The organism is Bradyrhizobium sp. USDA 4354, from assembly GCF_054060315.1.
The window spans coordinates 1,559,452-1,577,972 of sequence record NZ_JBSSDC010000001.1 but is presented as its reverse complement, the minus strand read 5'-3'; the positions used below and the strand labels follow the sequence as shown (position 1 = coordinate 1,577,972).

17 protein-coding genes are annotated in these 18,521 nt (G+C 65.3%); 6 read left to right on the top strand and 11 right to left on the bottom strand.

Annotated features, from left to right (window positions below; all coding sequences use genetic code 11):
- The first annotated feature begins 6 nt into the window (after positions 1-6).
- Both ACVIIV_RS07395 and ACVIIV_RS07390 read left to right on the top strand, forming a co-directional pair.
- On the top strand, positions 7-1,143 hold the full coding sequence (locus ACVIIV_RS07395) for an HlyD family secretion protein (protein WP_456743611.1): 1,137 nt from the start codon (positions 7-9) through the stop codon (positions 1,141-1,143).
- Positions 1,130-2,758 carry an MFS transporter gene (locus ACVIIV_RS07390; RefSeq protein WP_456743610.1) on the top strand — a complete coding sequence of 543 codons (1,629 nt, stop codon included), beginning with the start codon at positions 1,130-1,132 and terminating at the stop codon, positions 2,756-2,758. The genes ACVIIV_RS07395 and ACVIIV_RS07390 overlap by 14 nt, the downstream gene beginning before the upstream one ends.
- Before the next feature lie 103 nt (positions 2,759-2,861).
- On the opposite strand, the gene ACVIIV_RS07385 is transcribed toward ACVIIV_RS07390, so the two are convergent.
- The 3 genes from ACVIIV_RS07385 to ACVIIV_RS07375 all read right to left on the bottom strand — a co-directional run bounded on the left by ACVIIV_RS07385 (position 2,862) and on the right by ACVIIV_RS07375 (position 6,992).
- Complete coding sequence (locus ACVIIV_RS07385; protein WP_456743609.1) at positions 2,862-3,602, bottom strand: sulfate transporter family protein; 741 nt, start codon at positions 3,600-3,602, stop codon at positions 2,862-2,864.
- A gap of 285 nt (positions 3,603-3,887) precedes the next feature.
- Positions 3,888-4,334 carry a nickel-responsive transcriptional regulator NikR gene (nikR, locus tag ACVIIV_RS07380; RefSeq protein WP_456743608.1) on the bottom strand — a complete coding sequence of 149 codons (447 nt, stop codon included), beginning with the start codon at positions 4,332-4,334 and terminating at the stop codon, positions 3,888-3,890.
- 201 nt (positions 4,335-4,535) lie between these two features.
- A complete protein-coding gene (locus ACVIIV_RS07375; protein ID WP_456743607.1) occupies positions 4,536-6,992 on the bottom strand; it encodes a heavy metal translocating P-type ATPase in 2,457 nt (818 codons plus the stop codon).
- A 76-nt stretch (positions 6,993-7,068) separates the two neighbouring features.
- On the opposite strand from ACVIIV_RS07375, the gene ACVIIV_RS07370 reads away from it, so the two are divergent.
- Positions 7,069-7,344: a metal-sensitive transcriptional regulator gene (locus ACVIIV_RS07370; RefSeq protein WP_063198826.1), complete on the top strand. Its 276-nt coding sequence runs from the start codon at positions 7,069-7,071 to the stop codon at positions 7,342-7,344.
- Between the two features lie 111 nt (positions 7,345-7,455).
- On the opposite strand, the gene ACVIIV_RS07365 is transcribed toward ACVIIV_RS07370, so the two are convergent.
- Positions 7,456-8,445, bottom strand: coding sequence for a YiiX/YebB-like N1pC/P60 family cysteine hydrolase (locus tag ACVIIV_RS07365; protein WP_456743606.1), 990 nt, complete (start codon positions 8,443-8,445; stop codon positions 7,456-7,458).
- A gap of 193 nt (positions 8,446-8,638) precedes the next feature.
- On the opposite strand from ACVIIV_RS07365, the gene ACVIIV_RS07360 reads away from it, so the two are divergent.
- Positions 8,639-10,027: a flavin monoamine oxidase family protein gene (locus ACVIIV_RS07360; RefSeq protein ID WP_456743605.1), complete on the top strand. Its 1,389-nt coding sequence runs from the start codon at positions 8,639-8,641 to the stop codon at positions 10,025-10,027.
- Between the two features lie 181 nt (positions 10,028-10,208).
- On the opposite strand, the gene ACVIIV_RS07355 is transcribed toward ACVIIV_RS07360, so the two are convergent.
- The 6 genes from ACVIIV_RS07355 to rpmI form a co-directional block, all read right to left on the bottom strand.
- A complete protein-coding gene (locus ACVIIV_RS07355; RefSeq protein ID WP_456743604.1) occupies positions 10,209-10,979 on the bottom strand; it encodes a sulfite exporter TauE/SafE family protein in 771 nt (256 codons plus the stop codon).
- A gap of 55 nt (positions 10,980-11,034) precedes the next feature.
- Positions 11,035-13,443, bottom strand: a complete 2,409-nt coding sequence (gene pheT, locus ACVIIV_RS07350; protein WP_456743603.1) for a phenylalanine--tRNA ligase subunit beta — start codon at positions 13,441-13,443, stop codon at positions 11,035-11,037.
- The gene (locus tag ACVIIV_RS07345) at positions 13,440-13,886 is read right to left on the bottom strand and encodes an endonuclease domain-containing protein (protein ID WP_456743602.1); all 447 of its coding nucleotides are present in this window, start codon (positions 13,884-13,886) and stop codon (positions 13,440-13,442) included. The genes pheT and ACVIIV_RS07345 overlap by 4 nt, the downstream gene beginning before the upstream one ends.
- A 209-nt stretch (positions 13,887-14,095) precedes the next feature.
- On the bottom strand, positions 14,096-15,178 hold the full coding sequence (pheS, locus tag ACVIIV_RS07340; RefSeq protein WP_456743601.1) for a phenylalanine--tRNA ligase subunit alpha: 1,083 nt from the start codon (positions 15,176-15,178) through the stop codon (positions 14,096-14,098).
- Positions 15,179-15,365: 187 nt separating this feature from the next.
- Entirely contained in the window at positions 15,366-15,725 is a 360-nt protein-coding gene (gene rplT, locus ACVIIV_RS07335) for a 50S ribosomal protein L20 (protein WP_027561620.1), read from the bottom strand.
- 80 nt (positions 15,726-15,805) lie between these two features.
- Positions 15,806-16,006, bottom strand: coding sequence for a 50S ribosomal protein L35 (rpmI, locus tag ACVIIV_RS07330; RefSeq protein ID WP_008539890.1), 201 nt, complete (start codon positions 16,004-16,006; stop codon positions 15,806-15,808).
- A gap of 273 nt (positions 16,007-16,279) precedes the next feature.
- Between rpmI and ACVIIV_RS07325 the strand changes: the two genes are divergently transcribed.
- Positions 16,280-16,684: a hypothetical protein gene (locus ACVIIV_RS07325; protein WP_456743600.1), complete on the top strand. Its 405-nt coding sequence runs from the start codon at positions 16,280-16,282 to the stop codon at positions 16,682-16,684.
- A gap of 217 nt (positions 16,685-16,901) precedes the next feature.
- Here ACVIIV_RS07325 and infC read toward each other — a convergent pair whose 3' ends face one another.
- Positions 16,902-17,441 carry a translation initiation factor IF-3 gene (gene infC / locus ACVIIV_RS07320; protein WP_074447655.1) on the bottom strand — a complete coding sequence of 180 codons (540 nt, stop codon included), beginning with the start codon at positions 17,439-17,441 and terminating at the stop codon, positions 16,902-16,904.
- A gap of 248 nt (positions 17,442-17,689) precedes the next feature.
- Here infC and ACVIIV_RS07315 point away from each other — a divergent pair, with 248 nt between their 5' ends.
- Complete coding sequence (locus tag ACVIIV_RS07315; protein WP_456743599.1) at positions 17,690-18,478, top strand: alpha/beta hydrolase; 789 nt, start codon at positions 17,690-17,692, stop codon at positions 18,476-18,478.
- Positions 18,479-18,521: the final 43 nt, after the last annotated feature.

Here is an 18,521-nt window from a genome sequence, read left to right as displayed (position 1 = left end):
TCATCGGTGAATCAACAAGAACAAGTTCCGTCATCGCCGTCCCGCGCCGCGCCTGCCCCATCGCCGAAGCCGACGCAGCGGCCGGCCACACCGCTCTGGAGCCGGCTCGCGATCCCGCTGTTCGCGGTCATCCTCGCGCTCGCCTTCGTTGCGCTGGCGACGCTGCGCTTCGACGAATGGGTCGGCAATGCCGTGGTCCAGACCACCAATGACGCCTATGTGCGCGCCGAGCTGACGCGACTTTCGAGCCGCGTCTCGGGCGAAGTGCTCACCGTAGGGATCACCGATTTCCAGCGCGTCAAGGCGGGCGACCTCCTGATCCAGATCGATCCCGCCGACTACGAGGCGCAAGTCGCGCAGGCCGAAGCCGCGGTCGCCGCGGCGCAAGCCGCGCTCGACAATCTCGCCAATCAGATCGAGCTGCAATATGCGACGATCGCGCAAGCCCAGGCCGCGCGGCTGTCGGCGGAGGCGATGGAGGTCGAGGCGCGGCAGGAGCAGGAGCGCCAGCAGTCGCTGTCGCAGACCGAAGCCGGCACCCGCCAGCGGCTCGAGCAAGCGGTGGCCGCTTACGCCAAGGCGCAGGCCGACGTGCGCGCGAGTCGCGCCGTGATTGCGGCCCAGCAGCACCAACTCGAGGTCCTGCAAGGCACCAGGAAGCAGCGCGCTGCCGATGTCGAGGCGGCCAAGGCGACGCTGGCGGGTGCGAAGCTCAAGCTTGGTTACACGAAGATCACCGCGCCGTTTGACGGTGTGGTCGGCGAGCGTCAGGTGCAGCCCGGCGACTACGTCAATATCGGCGCCAACCTCATCAATGTGGTGCCGCTGCCCAAGGTCTATGTGATCGCGAACTACAAGGAGACCCAGCTCACGCACGTGGCACCGGGCCAGCCGGTCGAGATCACCGTCGACAGTTTTCCGCGTGAGAGGCTGCACGGCAAGGTCGAGCGCATTGCACCGGCGACGGGCGCACAGGTGGCGCTGCTGCCGCCCGACAACGCAACAGGCAACTTCACAAAGGTGGTGCAGCGCATTCCCGTGCGCATTCAGTTCGACGACGATCAACCGCTGCTGGCGCGGTTGGTGCCGGGCATGTCGGTGGTCACCAGCATCGACACCAAGGCTGCGAATGGCGGAAAATGATGATTCGAGCCGCGAGCCGCTCTCGCGCGGCGGTGTCGCGCCGCAGCCGCTGTTCGCCGTCGCGGCGGTGTTGCTCGGCTCGTTCCTGGCCAATTTCGATAGCCGGCTGACCACGGTCGGTCTGCCCGACCTCCGCGGCGCGTTCTCACTCGGCTTCGACGAGGGCGCCTGGCTCTCCACGGCCGGGATCGGCTCGCAGATCTTCATCGCGCCCGCGGTCGCCTGGCTTGCCACCGTGTTCGGCCTGCGTCGCGTGCTCGGCATCCCCAGTATCATCTATGCCGCCGTCTCGTTCATCATCCCGTTCGTGCACGACTATCCGACATTGCTTGCGCTCAGCGTCGTGCATGGCCTGTTGCTCGGTACCTTCGTGCCGGCGACGCTCATGATCGTCTTTCGCAATCTGCCGATCCGCTGGTGGCTGCCGGCGATCTCGATCTATGCGATCCGCGTCGGCTTCGCCTTGGACACCTCGACCTCGCTGGTTGGCTTCTATGTCGACCATCTCGGCTGGCAATGGCTGTACTGGCAAGGCGTGGTGATCGCACCCTTAATGGGCCTGATGGTCTATCTGGGCACGCCGAACGAGCCGGTGAACGGTGCGCTGCTGCGCGAGGCTGATTGGGGCGGCATGCTGCTGCTCGGCGCCTCCGTGTCGATGATCTATGCCGGGCTCGACCAGGGCAACCGTCTGGACTGGCTCGGCTCCGGCACGGTGATGGCGCTGCTCGCCAGTGGCGCGGTGCTGTTTCTGGCCTTCCTCGTCAACGAGTCCCTGGTGCGACAGCCCTGGGCACATGTGAATGTGCTGTTCTCGCGCAACATCGGCCTGGGACTGGTCCTGATCCTGCTCTACACGCTGGCCAGCCTGTCCAATGCGTCGCTGGTGCCGAACTTCCTCGCCACCATCGCCCTGCTGAGACCGGAGCAGAGCGGCATGCTGCTGCTCACCTATGGCGCGTTGCCGATGTTCGTGCTGGTGCCGCTCTCGATCTGGCTGCTCAGGCATTTCGATACGCGGACGGTGCTGGTCGCAGGATTTTCCTGCTTCGCCGCGGCCAATCTCTGGGGCACGCAGCTCACCCACGTCTGGGCGCGCGAGGAGTTCATCGGCATCGTGCTGCTGCAGGCGATCGGGCAATCGCTGACACTGCTGCCGCTGATCATCACGCTGCTCTCCAACTCCGATCCGAGCCGCGCCACCTCCTTTGCGGCCTATATCCAGATCATGCGTCTTGGCGGCGCCGAGATCGGCGTGGCGCTGATGGGCACCTGGCTGCGCGTCCGCGAGCAGGTCCATTCCTTCTATCTCGGCCAGAACCTCAGCGTCGGCGATGCCGATGTGGTGCAGCGGCTGAAGCAGCTCGCCGATCATTTCGCCGCCCACGGCACAGGGTCGGCGCAGGCGCGCGCGGTCGGCACGCTGGCGGGTATTGTTCAGCGCGAGGCCAATGTGCTCGCCTATATCGACGGTTTCTGGCTGTGCTTCTGGCTCGCGATGGCCGCACTCGGCGTCATTGCGCTGGTCACCCGCGCGCCGACAGGTCCGTTCACGCCGGCGCCGTTCGGCTTCGCGAGAACGGTGCTGCGAAGATGCGGGGTGACGGTGACGTGAATGCGATGGAGATGAGCTCGTTCGATCGCGCCGTGGAGTCGGTCACCTCTCCCGCCTGCAAGCAAGCGGGAGAGGGAGAGGACCGTCTACGCGGATCGTACCGTCACCGCACCTGCCGCGCCGGCTCGATCAGCTCGGGCCGCGGCCCTGACAGGCGCTTGTGCATGTGGACCATGAAGGCCATGCCGAAGATCGGCGTCGCCAGGTTGACGATCGGGATCGAGACGAAGGCGGCGATGAACAGGCCGGCGGTGAAGATGGTCGCGGCATTGTCGCGCCGCATCGCCTTGGCTTCCTCCGGGGTACGGAATCGCATCGCGGCGAGCTCGAAATATTCACGGCCCAGCAGCCAGGCGGCGGCGAGGAAGAAGATCAGGAAGCCGGCACCGGCCAACAGCACCAGCGGCAGCGCTGCAAGGTAAACCAAGATCGTCAGCAGCGCGGTCTTGATGCCCTCGAAGATCGCCTGGCTGAATGGCAGCGCGACGCCCGGCCGTTCGGCGGGATAGTGCTCGCGTTCGACGATGTCGGCGACATCGTCGACGAACAGGCTCGCCACCAGCGAGGTGATCGCGGGCATCAGGAAGATGCCACCGAACACAACGCCGAGGCCAGCCGCGATCGATACGATCCAGGACAGGATTTCGACCGACGAATGCCAGCCCGGTCCGAGCAGGTCCTCCAGCCAGATCGCCCCGGAGGTCGCAAACCAGCTGAGCAGCCGCTGCAAGCCGATCGCCAGCACGGTGATCAGGACCAGCGCCAACCCGATCGATCGCCACAGGATCGAGCGCATCGGCGGCGAGATCATTTGCGACAGCGCCTTGATGGCGGCATCCAGCATGGAGGGCCCTCTGAAATAAACACTTCGCGAGAGGTAGACACCCAACGTGGCTTCGGCAAGGGAGGTGGCCCGAAGGCGGCGCGATCTCTTGCTTACCCTCCCCTGGAGGGGAAGTCGATCGCGCGTAGCGCGAGCGGGGTGGGGTGACGGTCCCTCCGCGACGAAAGGTGCCCGAGTGGAGAGATCACCCTACCCCGTCACGCGATCTCGCTTCGCTCGATCACGTGCCGACCCACGAGCGAGCTTCGCTCGTCTCGGACCCCTCCAGGGAGGGTAAGATCCAGTCTAGTCGTGCCGGTGGCCTTGCTTCCTTGCCTTTGCCGCCTTCCCTTCCCCCGTCGGGATCATCACCACGCGGCCGTAGCGTACGCCCCGTTCGGCGATGATGTGGTCGGCGAAATGCCTGACCTCATCGGCCGCGCCGCGCAGCGCCGTCATCTCCATGCAATTGTTATCGTCGAGATGGACATGCAGGGTCGCCAGCGCGAGGTCGTGGTGGCCGTGGAATTCCTGCACCAGCCGTTTCGACAAATCGCGCGCGGCGTGGTCGTAGACATAGACGAGGCCGGCGACGCATTGACCGGTCTGTGCCGTATCCTCGGTGCTCTGTTGCAGGCCGGCGCGGGCGAGATCGCGGATGATCTCGGAGCGGTTCTGGTAGCCGCGCGCTTCCGCCGCCGCGTCGATTTCCGCCAAGAGATCGTCCTCGATCGTGATCGTAATTCGCTGCATCAGGTCCTCTCCGCGCGTCTCGCTCTCCTTACCTCGCCCCGCTTGCGGGGAGAGGTCGGAATTCAAGCATAGCTTGAATCCCGGGTGAGGGGGACTCTCCGCGAGTCCAATTCTCACCGTGATTGCGGAGACGGCCCCTCACCCCAACCCTCTCCCCGTAAGCACGGGGCGAGGGAGCGCACCTTCGTTGCCGCTGACACCTCACAGCCGCGTCGCGCGAAGCCGTAGCGCATTGCCGACCACGCTCACCGAGGACAGCGCCATTGCCGCAGCGGCGATGATCGGGGAGAGCAACAGACCGAACGCCGGATAGAGGATGCCGGCTGCGATCGGAATGCCGGCGGCGTTGTAGATGAAGGCGAAGAACAGGTTCTGGCGGATGTTGCTCATGGTCGCCTGCGACAGCTTTCGCGCCCGCACGATGCCGACGAGGTCGCCCTTGAGAAGGGTGATGCCGGCGCTCTCCATCGCCACGTCAGTGCCGGTGCCCATGGCGATGCCGACCTCGGCCGCCGCCAGCGCCGGTGCGTCGTTGACGCCGTCGCCGGCCATCGCGACGCTGCGGCCTGCCTTCTGCAGCTTGGTCACCACCGCGCTCTTCTGGTCCGGCAGCACTTCGGCCTCGACCTCGGCGATGCCGAGCCGACGCGCCACGGCCTCGGCCGTCGTGCGGTTGTCGCCGGTCAGCATGATCACCTTGATGCCTTCGCCGGCCAGCGCCGTCAGCGCCTCCGGGGTCGAGGCCTTGACTGGATCGGCGATCGCGAACAGGCCGGCAAGCCGGCCATCGACGGCCATGTTGATCACGGTGGCGCCGTCGCCGCGCAGGCGTTCGGCCTCCGCGTCGAGCGTCTTGGTATCGATGCCGATCGACATCATGTATCTTGCATTGCCGAGCACGACGGTCTTGCCGTCGACCCTGCCGGTCGCGCCCTTGCCCGTCGGCGAATCGAATTGCTCAACCTGGCCAAGGGCGAGCTGCCTCTCCTTGGCCGCGCGCACGATGGCGTCAGCCAGGGGATGCTCGCTGGCGCGTTCGACGCTGGCCGCAAGCCGGAGGATGTCGTCTTCCGCAAAGCCGGAAGCCGGCACGATCGCGACCACCTTGGGCTTGCCCTCGGTCAGCGTACCGGTCTTGTCGACCACCAGCGTGTCGATCTTCTCCATCCGCTCCAGCGCCTCGGCGTTCTTGATCAGGACGCCGCCTTGCGCGCCGCGGCCGACGCCGACCATGATCGACATCGGGGTCGCCAGGCCCAGCGCACAGGGGCAGGCGATGATCAGCACGCTGACGGCGGCGACCAGGCCGAAGGCGAGCCGCGGCTCCGGCCCGAACCAGGCCCAGGCGGCAAAGGCCGCGACCGCGACGATGATGACGGCCGGCACGAACCAGCCGGCGACCTGGTCGGCCAGGCGCTGGATCGGTGCGCGCGAGCGCTGCGCGTCCGCGACCATCTGCACGATCTGCGACAGCAGCGTCTCGCGCCCGACCTTGTCGGCGCGCATCACGAAGCTGCCGGACTGGTTCAGCGTGCCGGCAATGACCTTGGCGCCGGTTTCCTTGGTGACCGGCATGGATTCGCCTGTCACGAGCGACTCATCGAGCGAGGAGCGTCCCTCCAGGATGATGCCGTCCACCGGCACCTTCTCGCCGGGACGAACGCGCAAGCGGTCGCCGGTATGGAGCGTGTCGATCTCGACCTCATGCTCGCTGCCGTCGGCGTCAACGCGGCGCGCGGTCTTCGGGGCGAGCTGCAACAGCGCCTTGATTGCGCCCGAGGTCGCGTCGCGGGCACGCAGCTCCAGCACCTGGCCGAGCAGCACCAGCACGGTGATGACGGCCGCCGCCTCGAAATAGACCGCAACCGCGCCTTCATGGCCGCGGAAGGTAGCGGGGAAGATCTGTGGCGTGACGGTGCCGAGGACGCTGTAGACATAGGCAACGCCGGTGCCCATCGCGATCAGCGTGAACATGTTGAGGTTGCGCGTCAGCAGCGACTGCCAGCCGCGGACGAAGAACGGCCAGCCCGCCCACAGCACCACGGGCGTGGCGAAGACGAGCTGGATCCAGTTCGACAGCGTCGGATCGATCCAGCCATGGGGGCCTGCGAGATGGCCGCCCATCTCCAGCACCACCGGCGGCAGCGACAGCACGCCGCCGATCCAGAACCGGCGCGTCATGTCGGCGAGCTCCGGATTGGGACCGGTCTCAAGGCTTGCGACCTCCGGCTCCAGCGCCATGCCGCAGATCGGGCACGTGCCCGGGCCAACCTGGCGGATCTCGGGATGCATCGGGCAGGTGTAGATCGTGCCCGCGGGCATCTCGGGCTCGGGCGCCTTCTCCTTCGCAAGATACTTGGCGGGATCGGCGACGAATTTGGTGCGGCAGCCAGCGGAGCAGAAATGGAAGGTCTCGCCGTGAAGTTCGAAGCGATGCTTCGAGGTCGCGGGATCGACCGTCATGCCGCAGACGGGGTCCTTGACCTTGGTTGCGGCATCGCCGTCGCCATGGCCGTGATGATGGGTGTGGCCGGCCTGACCGCCGTGGCCGCCGCAGCACGAGGAGGTCTTCGCCGTCGGCGGTGCAGCCTTCGTGGAACAGCCGCATCCGGAATGCGTTTCCGCCTCGTGATGATGCCCGTGCTCGTTGTTGTTCATTGCCATGCTCCGGCCCTTGTGCCTGGTCTTGGACTTGGTCCTTGCAACCCATACCCGGTAGGGGTATATAGCCCCCATGCGCAAGGACATCAAGGCATCAGTCGGAAAACGTCTCGGCCGGATCGAGGGCCAGGTTCGTGGCCTGTCGAAAATGGTAGAGGAAGACCGCTACTGCATCGACATTGTCACGCAGATCTCGGCGGTGCGCGCCGCGCTGCGCCGCGTCGAGGAGGAGGTCCTGAAGGACCACGTCGCCCATTGCGTCGAGCACGCCATTGCGAGCGGCGACAAGGCCGACCAGCGCGCAAAGATCGCGGAGCTGATGGCGGTGATCGGGCGGGCGGAGCGGTAGCGCGCTCTCTCCATCGTCATTGCGAGCGCAGCGAAGCAATCCAGACGGTCTCCGTGGAAGCAGTCTGGATTGCTTCGTCGCAAGAGCTCCTCGCAATGACGGGGGTGATACCTACGCGGCTCTCTCGCGTGCGCGACCTCGCCGTCGCGGGCGGTACATCGCAAGCCTCTTCAGCAACGGGATCTGGTCGGAGACGGTGACGCGTTCAGCTGCGTTTGCGGACACATCGCCCGCGCTCACTTCTTCAGCCGGAATCTCAGCCGGCGCTTCTTCGTCAATCGCCTCAGGAACGAGCGGCGGCGCACTGATCGTTTCTGGAAACACACTGAATGTGCCCGCTACCTCCTCGAGCGGCTTCTGCTTGTCGGCCCAGTGCAGGGCGGTGTAGTCGAACCCGTGCACGATGGTGGGTTTGACGACTTCGAAATAGGGCGAGATGTCGAAGTCGCGGGGCATGTAGAGCGAGGAATCGCGGATGTGCAGGATCTCGCGGCGGGCGGCGCGGCTGCCGGCCTTGGTGATCTTCGGCAGGATCGGATAGCGCACGGCGTCGAAGGCCTGCGCGATCAGCGCCGAGCAAATGATCTTGGTCGGATCGCCCGAACCGATCGCGATCATGCGGCGCCGCCAACGCTGCGGTATCGGCAGCGGGAACAGGTAGCGCATGAGGTCGACGATGTTCTTGGTGTCGTAGCCGAAGCCGATGCGGTTGATCGCATAGCGGCAGACCGTGGTGCGGTCCTCATAGGACAGCCCGACCGGGCGGCAGACGCGGGTGTGATAGGGGAAATATTTCGACAGCGGCGCGGAGGTGACGCCTTCGCCGATATTGGCCTCGATCAGCACATGCGGCTCGCCGTTGGGCTCCTCTGCCCCCTCGATCGGACCAACATAGAGCGCGGCATGCGACCAGGTCGACTGCGTCAGATATTTGATGATGCCGGAGATGCGGTTGTTGCCTTCGACCAGCAGCACGTCGCCGGGCTCGATGACGCCGAGCAGATGCTCGGGGTCGCTCGGCGTGAACGGCTCATAGCCCGGCACCTCCTTCGAGAGGTACGCGGCAATCAGCTTGCCGACTGAATCCAGGACCGTCCCCATTTCGAACTCCCCCCACGGCCTTTTCCGGCCGTCTTTTTCCCCTTCTCTATCATGGTCGAAACGTGTTGCAATTCGGTTCATCACTCTGTGAGATCAAGCACGATTGATTCACCATGATGGTTGCCGCGCAACATCAGATACGGCAAGGTTCGCGGGCTGTTCCCGTTCGCCGCAAGTCCCCGGAAACCATGACATGACAATCACGCGCCGCGGGTTCCTTTCGGCGTCGGCGGCTCTTGCGGCGATGCCGGCTCTGCGCGCAACCGCCGCACCCCTGCCACGCGAGGCCGACATCGTCGTGATCGGTGCGGGGGCTGCGGGAATTGCCGCGGCGCGGCGCATCATGGCGATGGGTCGCAGGGTCGTCGTGGTGGAAGCGGCATCCCAGATCGGTGGCCGCTGCATCACGGATACCACGACCTTCGACACGCCGTTCGATCGCGGCGCACGCTGGATGCACAATCCCGACACCAATCCGATGATCCGGCTGGCGCGCAGTGTCGGGCTCGACGTGCTGCCGGCGCCATCGGGCCAGAAGATGCGCATCGGCCGCCGTAACGCGCGCGCGGGCGAGACCGAGCAATTCCTGGCGGCGCTGGTGCGCGCCAACCGCGCCATCGACGATGCCTCGCGGGCTAAGCTGGATACCTCTTGCGCGTCCGTGCTGCCGAAGGATCTCGGCGACTGGGCCGGCGCGGCCGAGTTCATGCTGGGCCCGAGCTTCGCCGGCAAGGACCTCAAGGAGCTGTCCGCGATCGACAAGGGACGCGCGCAGGACCGCAACGCGGCGATCGCCTGCCGTCAGGGCCTCGGCACGCTGATCGCCAAGCTCGCCGAGCAGGCGCCGGTGACGCTGTCGACGCCGGCGAGCCGCATCGCCTGGAGCAACCGCGACGTCAGCGTGGAGACGCAAGCCGGCAAGATCGCCGCGCGCGCCGCCATCGTCACGGTCTCAACCAATGTGCTGACAGCGGGCGCGATCAAGTTCGCACCCGATATCCCCAAGCGCACGCTGGATGCGGCATCCAAGCTCAGTCTCGGCAGCTACGATCACATCGTGCTGCAACTGCCGGGCAATCCGCTCGGCCTGTCGCGCGACGATATCCTCATCGAGCAGAGCAATTCGACGCGCACGGCGCTGATGTTCGCCAATATCGGCGGCTCCTCGCTGTGCTCAATCGATGTCGGCGGCTCCTTCGGCCGCGATCTCTCCGAGCAGGGCGAGAAGGCCATGGTCGCCTTCGCCAGGGAATGGATCACCAAACTGTTCGGCAGCGAGGCGGCGGCCACCGTGCAAAAGACCAGCGTAACGCGCTGGAATGCCTCGCCTTACGTGATGGGCGCGATGTCGGCGTCCTCGCCCGGCGGCCAGCTCTCGCGAAAGATCCTGAGCGAGCCGATCGGCAACATGTTCCTTGCCGGCGAAGCCACGCACGAGACGCTCTGGGGCACCGTCGACGGCGCCTGGGAAAGCGGCGAGCGCGCTGCGGATGCCGCGCTGCGCAAGATCGGCGCGCTGAAGGACGAGCCCGCCGATGTCCCAACGCAGTCGACGAAGAAGCGGCGCGTGCCGCGGCAGTAGGGCAACCAAGCGGCAACAAACTCCACTGTCGTCCCGGACCAGCGCGCCCAAAGGCGCGCGCCGATCCGGGACCCATCACCACAGGGCCTGGTTTAGCGAAGACTCGGAGTTACCACCTTGCCCGACAACTTCTCCCTGGGGTTATGGGTCCCGCGGTCACGGGGACGGCCCGTGGAGAGAGCTACCGCAACATCCCGTCCAACGCGGGCAACCCAAAAATCACCGCCATCGCAATCAGCGCATAGCAGATCCCGCGAAACACCTTTTCACTCGCGCGCCCGAACAGGGATGCGCCGAACGCAACGCCAGCCGCGTAGACCGGACCGACGATCAGCGAGAGCACCAGCGACTCGCGGCTGATCAGGCCGGTCGTCGTATAGCTAACCATCGAGAAGACATCCGAGGCGCCGAAGAACAGCACGATGTTGGCACGCGCGACGATCGGCGCGACCGGGCGGCCGAGCCAATAGCCGACGATCGGCGGGCCGCCGGTCTGCGCCAGCCCGCTGCAGAAGCCGGAGAGGCCGCCGATGCCGACCGAGAGCCAGGCGTGGTCCTTGCCGCGATAGCGCCAGCCCGACAGCAGCAGAAGCAGCAGTGCAGCGACGAAGCAGGAGATGATCCAGCGCGTGGTGACGGGCTCGAGCACGCTGAGAAAGTATGTGCCGGCGGGCACGCCGATCAGCGCGCCCAGCACGATCACGGCGGTGGCCTTGCGGTCAACCTTCCGCCATGCGTCGGGAAGAAGCGGCGCAGCCGCGACCAAATCGATCACGAGCAGAAGAGCGGCGACGAGTCGCGGCGCAGCGATGCTGCTCGCCAACGGCATGAAGATCAGCGCCGAGCCGAAGCCGGAGAAGCCGCGTGCGGTGCCCGAAACGAAAGCGACGGCGCAGAGCGCCGCCGCGATGGTGAGGCTGACGTCCTTCGGGAGGAAGTCAGCGAGCGTCATGCTCTATGTCTCCTGAGCATGATGTCGTCCGAAAACCGCTTCACGCTTTTCGGCATCATGCTCGAAGAGTGCCGCCGGTCTTCTTCGTCACCTCGGCCACGATCTTGGCGCCAACAGCCTCGATCTCCTGGTCGGTCAGGGTCTTCTCACGCGGCTGGATCGTCACCGCGATCGCGATCGACTTCTTGCCGTCCTCGATGCCTATGCCCTCGTAGACGTCGAAAACGTTGACGCCGGTGATCAGCTTCTTGTCGATGCCTTGCGCGGCACGGACGATGTCGCCTGCCTTCACGGCACGGTCGACGATGAAGGCGAAGTCGCGCGAGACGGGCTGGAACGCCGACAGCTCGATGAACGGCTTGGCGCGGGTCGGCTTTTTCTTCGCCTCGGGGATGCGGTCGAGGATCACCTCGAACACCATCAACGGGCCATCCGCACCGAGCGCTTCGAGCGCGCGCGGATGCACCTCGCCGAAATAGCCCAGCACGTTCTGCGGGCCGATCTGGATCGTGCCGGAGCGCCCCGGATGCAGCCAGCCGGGACCACCGGCGACGATCTGCAGCGCCTGCATCGGCGCACCGGCAGCCGCCAGCACCGCCAGCGCATCGGCCTTGGCATCGAACACGTCAGCCTGCGCCGAACCGGTCCAGTGCCGGCCGAGACCGTCAGAGGAGGCAAAGCCGCGGCGCACGCCGCTCGCCGCCATGAACTGGTCCTGCGGGCGATCGCCCCTGAAGATCTGACCGACCTCGAACAGTGCGACATCGCCAAAGCCGCGATCGGCATTGGCCTGCGCCGCCGCGGTCAGGCCCGCGAGCAGGGTCGGGCGCATGTCGGAGAGATCGGAGGCGATCGGGTTGGCCACTTCGAGCTCGCGCTGACCGCCGCCGAACAATTTTGCCGCGGGTTTTGCGATGAACGACCAGGTGACGGCTTCGACCATGCCGCGGCCCGCCAGCGCGCGCCGCGCGCGGCGGGTGCGCAGCTGAAGCGGGGTCAACACGGACTTGCGCGCGTCCTCACCGCGCTCGAACGGCGTCTCCGGCACCTTGTCCACGCCGAAGATGCGCACGATCTCCTCGACGATGTCGGCCTTGCCGTGCACGTCGGTGCGCCATGATGGGACTGCAACCTTCACCACAGGGCCCGGCCCTGCCATCATGAAGCCGAGATGGGTCAGGATACGCTTCATCTCGGCTTGCGGCACCTCGATGCCGGAGAGCCGCTTGACCTCGGTGACGGGGAAATCGATGACGCGGTCGTCGCCGAAGGCCTTGCCGACCACGACGGTCTCGGACGGCGTGCCGCCGCACATCTCCATCACCAGCTTGGTCGCGAGCTCCAGTCCGGGCACCATGAAGGCCGGATCGACGCCGCGCTCGAAGCGGTAGCGCGCATCGGAATTGATGCCGAGCTTGCGGCCGGTCTGGGCGATGTTGATCTCGTTCCACAGCGCCGATTCGATCAGCACGTCGGTCGTGGTCTCGTCGCAGCCAGAGGTCTCGCCGCCCATGATGCCGGCGAGCGATTCGACGCCGTGCTCGTCCGCGATCACGCAGATGGCGGGATCGAGATTGTAGGTGCGGCCGTCGAGCGCGAGCAGGCTCTCGCCGTCACGCGCGCGGCGGACGGCGAGATTGCCCTTGACCTTCTTGGCGTCGAACACGTGCAGCGGCCGCGCACGGTCGAAGGTCATGAAATTGGTGATGTCGACCAGCGCGTTGATCGGGCGCAGCCCGATCGCGGTCAGCCGTTTCTGCAGCCATTCCGGCGACGGTCCGTTCTTGACTCCGCGCACGAGGCGGAGCGCGAAGCCCGGACACAGCGTGGCGTCCTCGACCGTGACCTTCACGGGACAAGGGAATTCACCCTTGATCGGCTTGATCGTGGGATCCCTAAACTTGCCCATATCGGCAGCGGCGAGGTCGCGCGCGATGCCGTGCACGCCGGTGCAGTCCTGCCGGTTAGGCGTCAAATTGATTTCGACCACGGGATCGCCGAGCGCAGCCCATTCGGCATAGCCGGTGCCAACAGGTGCATCCGGCGGCAATTCCATGATGCCGTCATGGTCGTTGGAAATCTGCAGCTCGGCTGCCGAGCACAACATGCCGCGGCTCTCGAGGCCGCGGATGGTGCCGACGCCCAAGGTGATGTCCTTGCCGGGAATGTAGGTGCCGGGCGGCGAGAACACGCTGACGAGACCCGCGCGCGCATTCGGCGCACCGCACACGACCTGCACCGGCGCGCCACCGTCGCCGGTGTCGACCATGCAGACCCGTAAGCGATCCGCGTTCGGATGCTGCTCGGCCGAGATCACCTTGGCAATGGTGAAGGGCTTGAGCGCCTTCGCCTTGTCCTCGATGTTCTCGACCTCGAGCCCGATCATGGTGAGCTTGTCGGCGAGCTTTTCGAGCGGCTCGTCGGTCTCGAGGTGGTCTTTCAGCCAGGACAGGGTGAATTTCATGGCTGCTTTTTCTCCACAGAGGCGGTCTGCTCCCTCCCCCGCTTGCGGGGGAGGGTTGGGGAGAGGGTTCTCTCCGCAATGGCAGCAACTATTGTTTCAAGAACACTGGAACGGTTTGTCATCACGTCGTGATTGTTGAAGCGCAGAACCTTGAAGCCCTTAGCTTCGATCGCGGCAGATCGGTGCGCGTCGGCGCGCTCGCCTGCATCCGAGAAGTGTTGGCCACCGTCGAGTTCGATGACGAGCTTGGCCGCGTGGCAGATGAAGTCGGCAACGTAGCGGTCAATCGGCACTTGGCGGCGAAAGCTCGCGCCGTTCAATCGGCCGGCGCGCAGCTCCGACCAGAGGATACGCTCCGCATCAGTCGAGTTGCGCCTGAGCGCGCGCGCATTGGCCCGCAGCTTGGGCGATACTTTCCAGTCCGGATGCTCGGGATCGACCATTGGCAGCCCCATCGCGGAGAAACCCTCTCCCCAACCCTCCCCCGCAAGCGGGGGAGGGGGTTCGACCTGTCGAGCGGACAGGGAATGCGTACCCGAGAGACGAACGCCACGTACTCGCTCTATCCATTCCCTCCCCCGCTTGCGGGGGAAGGGCAGGGTTGTCTCCGCAACGGGAACGGAGAGAGACTTCGTATCGCCGAGCAGCGCCATCACGTGCTCAGCCCTCCGGCAAGCGTTGGCACTTCGAGCGGCTTGAAGCCGTAATGGGACAGCCAGCGGACGTCGCTGTCGAACAGCTGGCGCAGGTCGGCGATGCCGTATTTCAGCATGGCGATGCGGTCGATGCCCATGCCCCAGGCGAAGCCCTGGTACTCGTCGGGATCGATGCCGCAAGCACGCAGCACGTTCGGATGCACCATGCCGCAGCCGAGAATCTCCAGCCAGTCCTCGCCTTCGCCGAAGCGGATCTCGCCCTTATCGCGGCGGCACTGGATGTCGACTTCCAGCGACGGCTCGGTGAACGGGAAGAACGAGGGCCGGAAGCGCATGTTGATGTGGTCGACCTCGAAGAACGCCTTGCAGAACTCGTGCAGGATCCATTTGAGGTGGCCGAGATGCGAAGTCTTGTCGATGACGAGGCCTTCGACCTGGTGGAATTGCGGCGTGTGGGTCGCGTCCGAATCGATGCGATAGGTGCGGCCCGGGCAGATCACCCGGATCGGCGGCTTCTGGCTCAGCATGGTGCGCACCTGCACCGGCGAGGTGTGGGTTCTGAGCAGCATGCGCGAGCCGTCCTCCTTCGGATGAAAGAAGAACGTGTCGTGCATCTCGCGCGCGGGATGGCCTTCCGGGAAATTCAGCTTGGTGAAGTTGTAATCGTCGGTCTCGATATCGGGACCTTCGGCGACCGAGAAGCCCATGTCGGCGAAGATCGTGGTCAGCTCGTCCCAGACCTGGCTCAGCGGATGGATGCGGCCGGCTTCCGCCGGCGCATCGCGCAGCGGCAGGGTGACGTCGACGGTCTCGGAGGCGAGCCGCGCATCGAGCGCCGCCGACTTCAGCACGTCGCGTCGCGCAGCAAGCGCCTGGCTGACTTCGTCCTTGGCCTGGTTGATCGCGGCGCCCTGCGTCTTGCGCTCGTCCGGCGACATCTTGCCGAGCGTGGCGAGCAGCGCCGAGATCGAGCCCTTCTTGCCGAGGGCTGCAACACGCACGGCTTCCAACGCAGCCTCGTCGGAAGCGGCGGCGATGTCGGCGATGATCTGGGCTTGAAGCTGGGCAAGATCGGTCATGGCAATCCCTTTTGGCCAGGATGCTGAGCCGATGATCCTAGCCCGTCACACCCGGCACTCTGCCGGGCATCCACGTCGGAGAAGTGTGTTCGCGCGACAGTGACGGCCCGAGGCAGCAAAGCGCGAGACGCGCCCCTGCCCGGACCATCACAAGCTGAATGCTGCGCAGAGCACGGTGGAAGACGGCTTATGCCGCCAGCGCAGCTTTGGCCTTCTCGGCGATCGCCTGGAACGCCGCAGGCTCGCTGATCGCGAGATCCGACAGCACCTTGCGGTCCACGGTGATCCCGGACTTGGCCATGCCGTCGATAAATCGGCTGTAGGTCAGGCCGAACGGACGGACGGCAGCGTTGATGCGCTGGATCCAGAGCGCGCGGAACGTCCGCTTCTTACGCTTGCGGTCGCGGAAGGCGTATTGCTGGGCTTTCTCCACGGCCGGCTTGGCGGCGCGGATGGTGTTCTTGCGGCGGCCGTAGAAACCCTTGGCGGCCTTGTAGACTTTCTTGTGCTTGGCGTGGGCGGTCACACCGCGTTTGACGCGAGACATGACAAAAATCCTTCAGAGATGACTTCGGTTTCGGATCGCCGCGGAAGCTGCGGCGCGTGGTGGCGTGATCGTGGACGCGATCAGGCGTTCGGCAAGAAGTACTTCTTGACGTTGTCGCCGTCGGTCTTGAACAGCACGCGGGTGCCGCGGAGCTGACGGATCTGCTTCTTCGTCCGCTTGATCATGCCGTGACGCTTGCCGCGCTGGGCGTGCATCACTTTGCCGGTGGCAGTCACCTTGAAGCGCTTTTTAGCGCCCGATTTGGTCTTCAGCTTGGGCATTTGGCTCTCCTAATGGCCATAGAGATCCGCCCGCGAAGGCGGCTGGCCGTCAAAAATGCTCGTTAGAGCGTTGATTGTGCTCAGGTTTTGCGAACAAGCGCGAAACCCGCACGAGACACCGCCACGGCAGCCCGTAAATCAGCCGGGCGATGAAGGCTGGGCTTATGACAGAGGACAAGCCAATTGGCAACGATGAACCGCCGAAACCTGCCCGCCGACTATTGGAGGTTGCCACCCTCATGTCCAAGCCTTGTCGCCTGAAGCAGGACCAAAATGGCCCATTTCCCGCAATTTCTCTCTTCGCTGACGAATTTCGCCCGTCCGCGCCATCTGGCGCTGTTCGCCGCGCTCGCGACGGCTGCGCTGCCGTCAACCGCCGACGCCCGCGCCGGCGGCTACGACGGCATCTGGAACGTCACCTTCGCCACCACCCGCGGCAATTGCAGCTCGGGCTACAGCGTTCCCTTCACCGTAACAGGCAGCCGCGTCTCGTCCGCCGGCGGTGGCCGGGTTTCGGGCCGGATCAACCGCTCCGGCGCCGTCGCCGTCCAGGTCTCGGTCGGCGCCTCCCACGCCAGCGGCGGCGGCCGGCTCGCCGGCGTGAACGGCGTCGGCTCTTGGAAGGGCATCATTTCCGGCGACCAGTGCAGCGGCACCTGGCAGGCGACAAGGACGTAAGACGCGGAGCGCTCGATGTGCTCCCTCCCCCGCCTGCTTGCGGGGGGGTCGGGGAGAGGGTGTCTCCGCAAGCGAGAACCCCCAAGAGGCGAGAGCCCTCACCCGCATCGCTTCGCGCCGCGACCTCTTCCGCGAGCAAGCGGGAGAGGTGAACAACAAAACGGCCCGCCGGAGATCCGGACGGGCCGTTGAATTCTCAGTCCCAAAGCGCTTCGCGTCAGCGCGGCGCCAGCACCATGACGACCTGGCGACCCTCGAACCGCGCGTCCTGCTCGACCTTGGCGAGCTCGGCGACGTCGGTCTTGATCTTGTCCAAAAGCTTGGTGCCGATCTCCTGGTGCGCCATTTCGCGGCCGCGATAGCGCAGCGTGATCTTGACCTTGTCGCCCTCTTCGAAGAACCGCTGCATCGCGCGCATCTTCACGTCGTAATCGTGGTCATCGATCATCGGGCGGAGCTTGATCTCCTTGATCTCGACGGTCTTCTGCCGCTTACGGGCTTCCGCGGCTTTTTTCTGAGCGGAATACTTGTACTTCCCGTAGTCCATGATCTTGCAGACGGGAGGGCTGGTATTCGGCGAAATCTCGACCAGATCCATGCCGACTTCCTGAGCCATCCGGATGGCGACGACGGTCTCGACCGTGCCTTTGTTGTCACCGGTTTGGTCGATCAGCTGGATCTGCGCATTGCGGATATCATCATTGATGCGCGGCCCGTCTTTGCTGGCAGCGGGCGGAGCTTTATTAGGACGGCGAATGGGTGGTTCTCCAAAGTTGTGAAGGAAGCGGCTATTTTGAAGGAAGATGCGTTTGCCGGCAAGCAAGTCGCTCGTGCGAAACGTGAAAAACCCTCAAATGCGAGGCATTTCGGTCACGCCTGGGCACGCTGACGACATAGACACCTTGCTTCTGTTCCGCAAGCGTCCCAAACGGCCCATGCCGACACCGAATTGAGCTGCGGGACGCGTCCAAACAGCTCAAACCGCACAGCCAGAGTAAACGTTCCATGACCGATATAATTCCTGATGCCATGCTCGACTTCATCGATGTGGGCGAGGGGCCGTCCGTACGCAGGATCGCGGTCCGCAGCCGGCGTGGACAGGGGCCCGGACTGGTCTGGCTCGGCGGATTCAAATCGGACATGCAGGGCAGCAAGGCCATGGCGTTGGACGCCTGGGCCCGGGATCACGGCCGCGCCATGGTCCGGTTCGACTATTCCGGCCACGGCGAGTCCGGCGGCGACTTCGCTGACGGAACCATCGGACGCTGGCTGCAGGAGAGCGTCGCGGTGTTCGAGCGATTTTGCGACGGCCCGCAAGTCCTCATTGGCTCATCCATGGGCGGCTGGATGGCGCTGCTGCTCGCGCGCGAGATCAAAAGGCGTTCTGGCAAGGCGTCGCTGGCCGGTCTGGTCCTGATCGCGCCGGCGCCCGACTTCACCGAGGAGCTGATGTGGAAGAATTTCTCGCCCGGGGTGAAGAAAGAGATCGAGACCAAGGGCGTCTGGCTTCGACCGTCCGAGTATGGCGATGGCACGCCCTATCCGATCACGCGGAACCTGATCGAGGAAGGCCGCAACCACCTCGTGCTCGGCAGCGCCATCGATCTCGGCTGCCCCGTCCGCATCCTGCAAGGCGCGCAGGATCCTGACGTGCCCTGGCAGCACGCGTTCGCGCTCACGCATCGCCTGCCGGCCGACGACGTCGTGCTGACCATGATCCACGACGGCGATCACCGCCTGTCGCGTCCGCAGGACATCGCGCGCATTCTTGCCGCGGTCGCGGAGATCGGGTGAAGCTGTAGCTCAGCACTCGCTGTCGTCGCCCGGGTTGTCCGGG

Coding starts and splice junctions, on each gene's coding strand:
- ACVIIV_RS07390 (WP_456743610.1), top strand. CDS start 1,130: ATGGCGGAAAATGATGATTCGAGCCGCGAGCCGCTCTCGCGCGGCGGT.
- ACVIIV_RS07385 (WP_456743609.1), bottom strand. CDS start 3,602: ATGCTGGATGCCGCCATCAAGGCGCTGTCGCAAATGATCTCGCCGCCG.
- nikR (WP_456743608.1), bottom strand. CDS start 4,334: ATGCAGCGAATTACGATCACGATCGAGGACGATCTCTTGGCGGAAATC.
- ACVIIV_RS07375 (WP_456743607.1), bottom strand. CDS start 6,992: ATGAACAACAACGAGCACGGGCATCATCACGAGGCGGAAACGCATTCC.
- ACVIIV_RS07370 (WP_063198826.1), top strand. CDS start 7,069: ATGCGCAAGGACATCAAGGCATCAGTCGGAAAACGTCTCGGCCGGATC.
- ACVIIV_RS07365 (WP_456743606.1), bottom strand. CDS start 8,445: ATGGGGACGGTCCTGGATTCAGTCGGCAAGCTGATTGCCGCGTACCTC.
- ACVIIV_RS07360 (WP_456743605.1), top strand. CDS start 8,639: ATGACAATCACGCGCCGCGGGTTCCTTTCGGCGTCGGCGGCTCTTGCG.
- ACVIIV_RS07355 (WP_456743604.1), bottom strand. CDS start 10,979: ATGACGCTCGCTGACTTCCTCCCGAAGGACGTCAGCCTCACCATCGCG.
- pheT (WP_456743603.1), bottom strand. CDS start 13,443: ATGAAATTCACCCTGTCCTGGCTGAAAGACCACCTCGAGACCGACGAG.
- ACVIIV_RS07345 (WP_456743602.1), bottom strand. CDS start 13,886: ATGGTCGATCCCGAGCATCCGGACTGGAAAGTATCGCCCAAGCTGCGG.
- pheS (WP_456743601.1), bottom strand. CDS start 15,178: ATGACCGATCTTGCCCAGCTTCAAGCCCAGATCATCGCCGACATCGCC.
- rplT (WP_027561620.1), bottom strand. CDS start 15,725: ATGTCTCGCGTCAAACGCGGTGTGACCGCCCACGCCAAGCACAAGAAA.
- rpmI (WP_008539890.1), bottom strand. CDS start 16,006: ATGCCCAAGCTGAAGACCAAATCGGGCGCTAAAAAGCGCTTCAAGGTG.
- ACVIIV_RS07325 (WP_456743600.1), top strand. CDS start 16,280: ATGGCCCATTTCCCGCAATTTCTCTCTTCGCTGACGAATTTCGCCCGT.
- ACVIIV_RS07315 (WP_456743599.1), top strand. CDS start 17,690: ATGACCGATATAATTCCTGATGCCATGCTCGACTTCATCGATGTGGGC.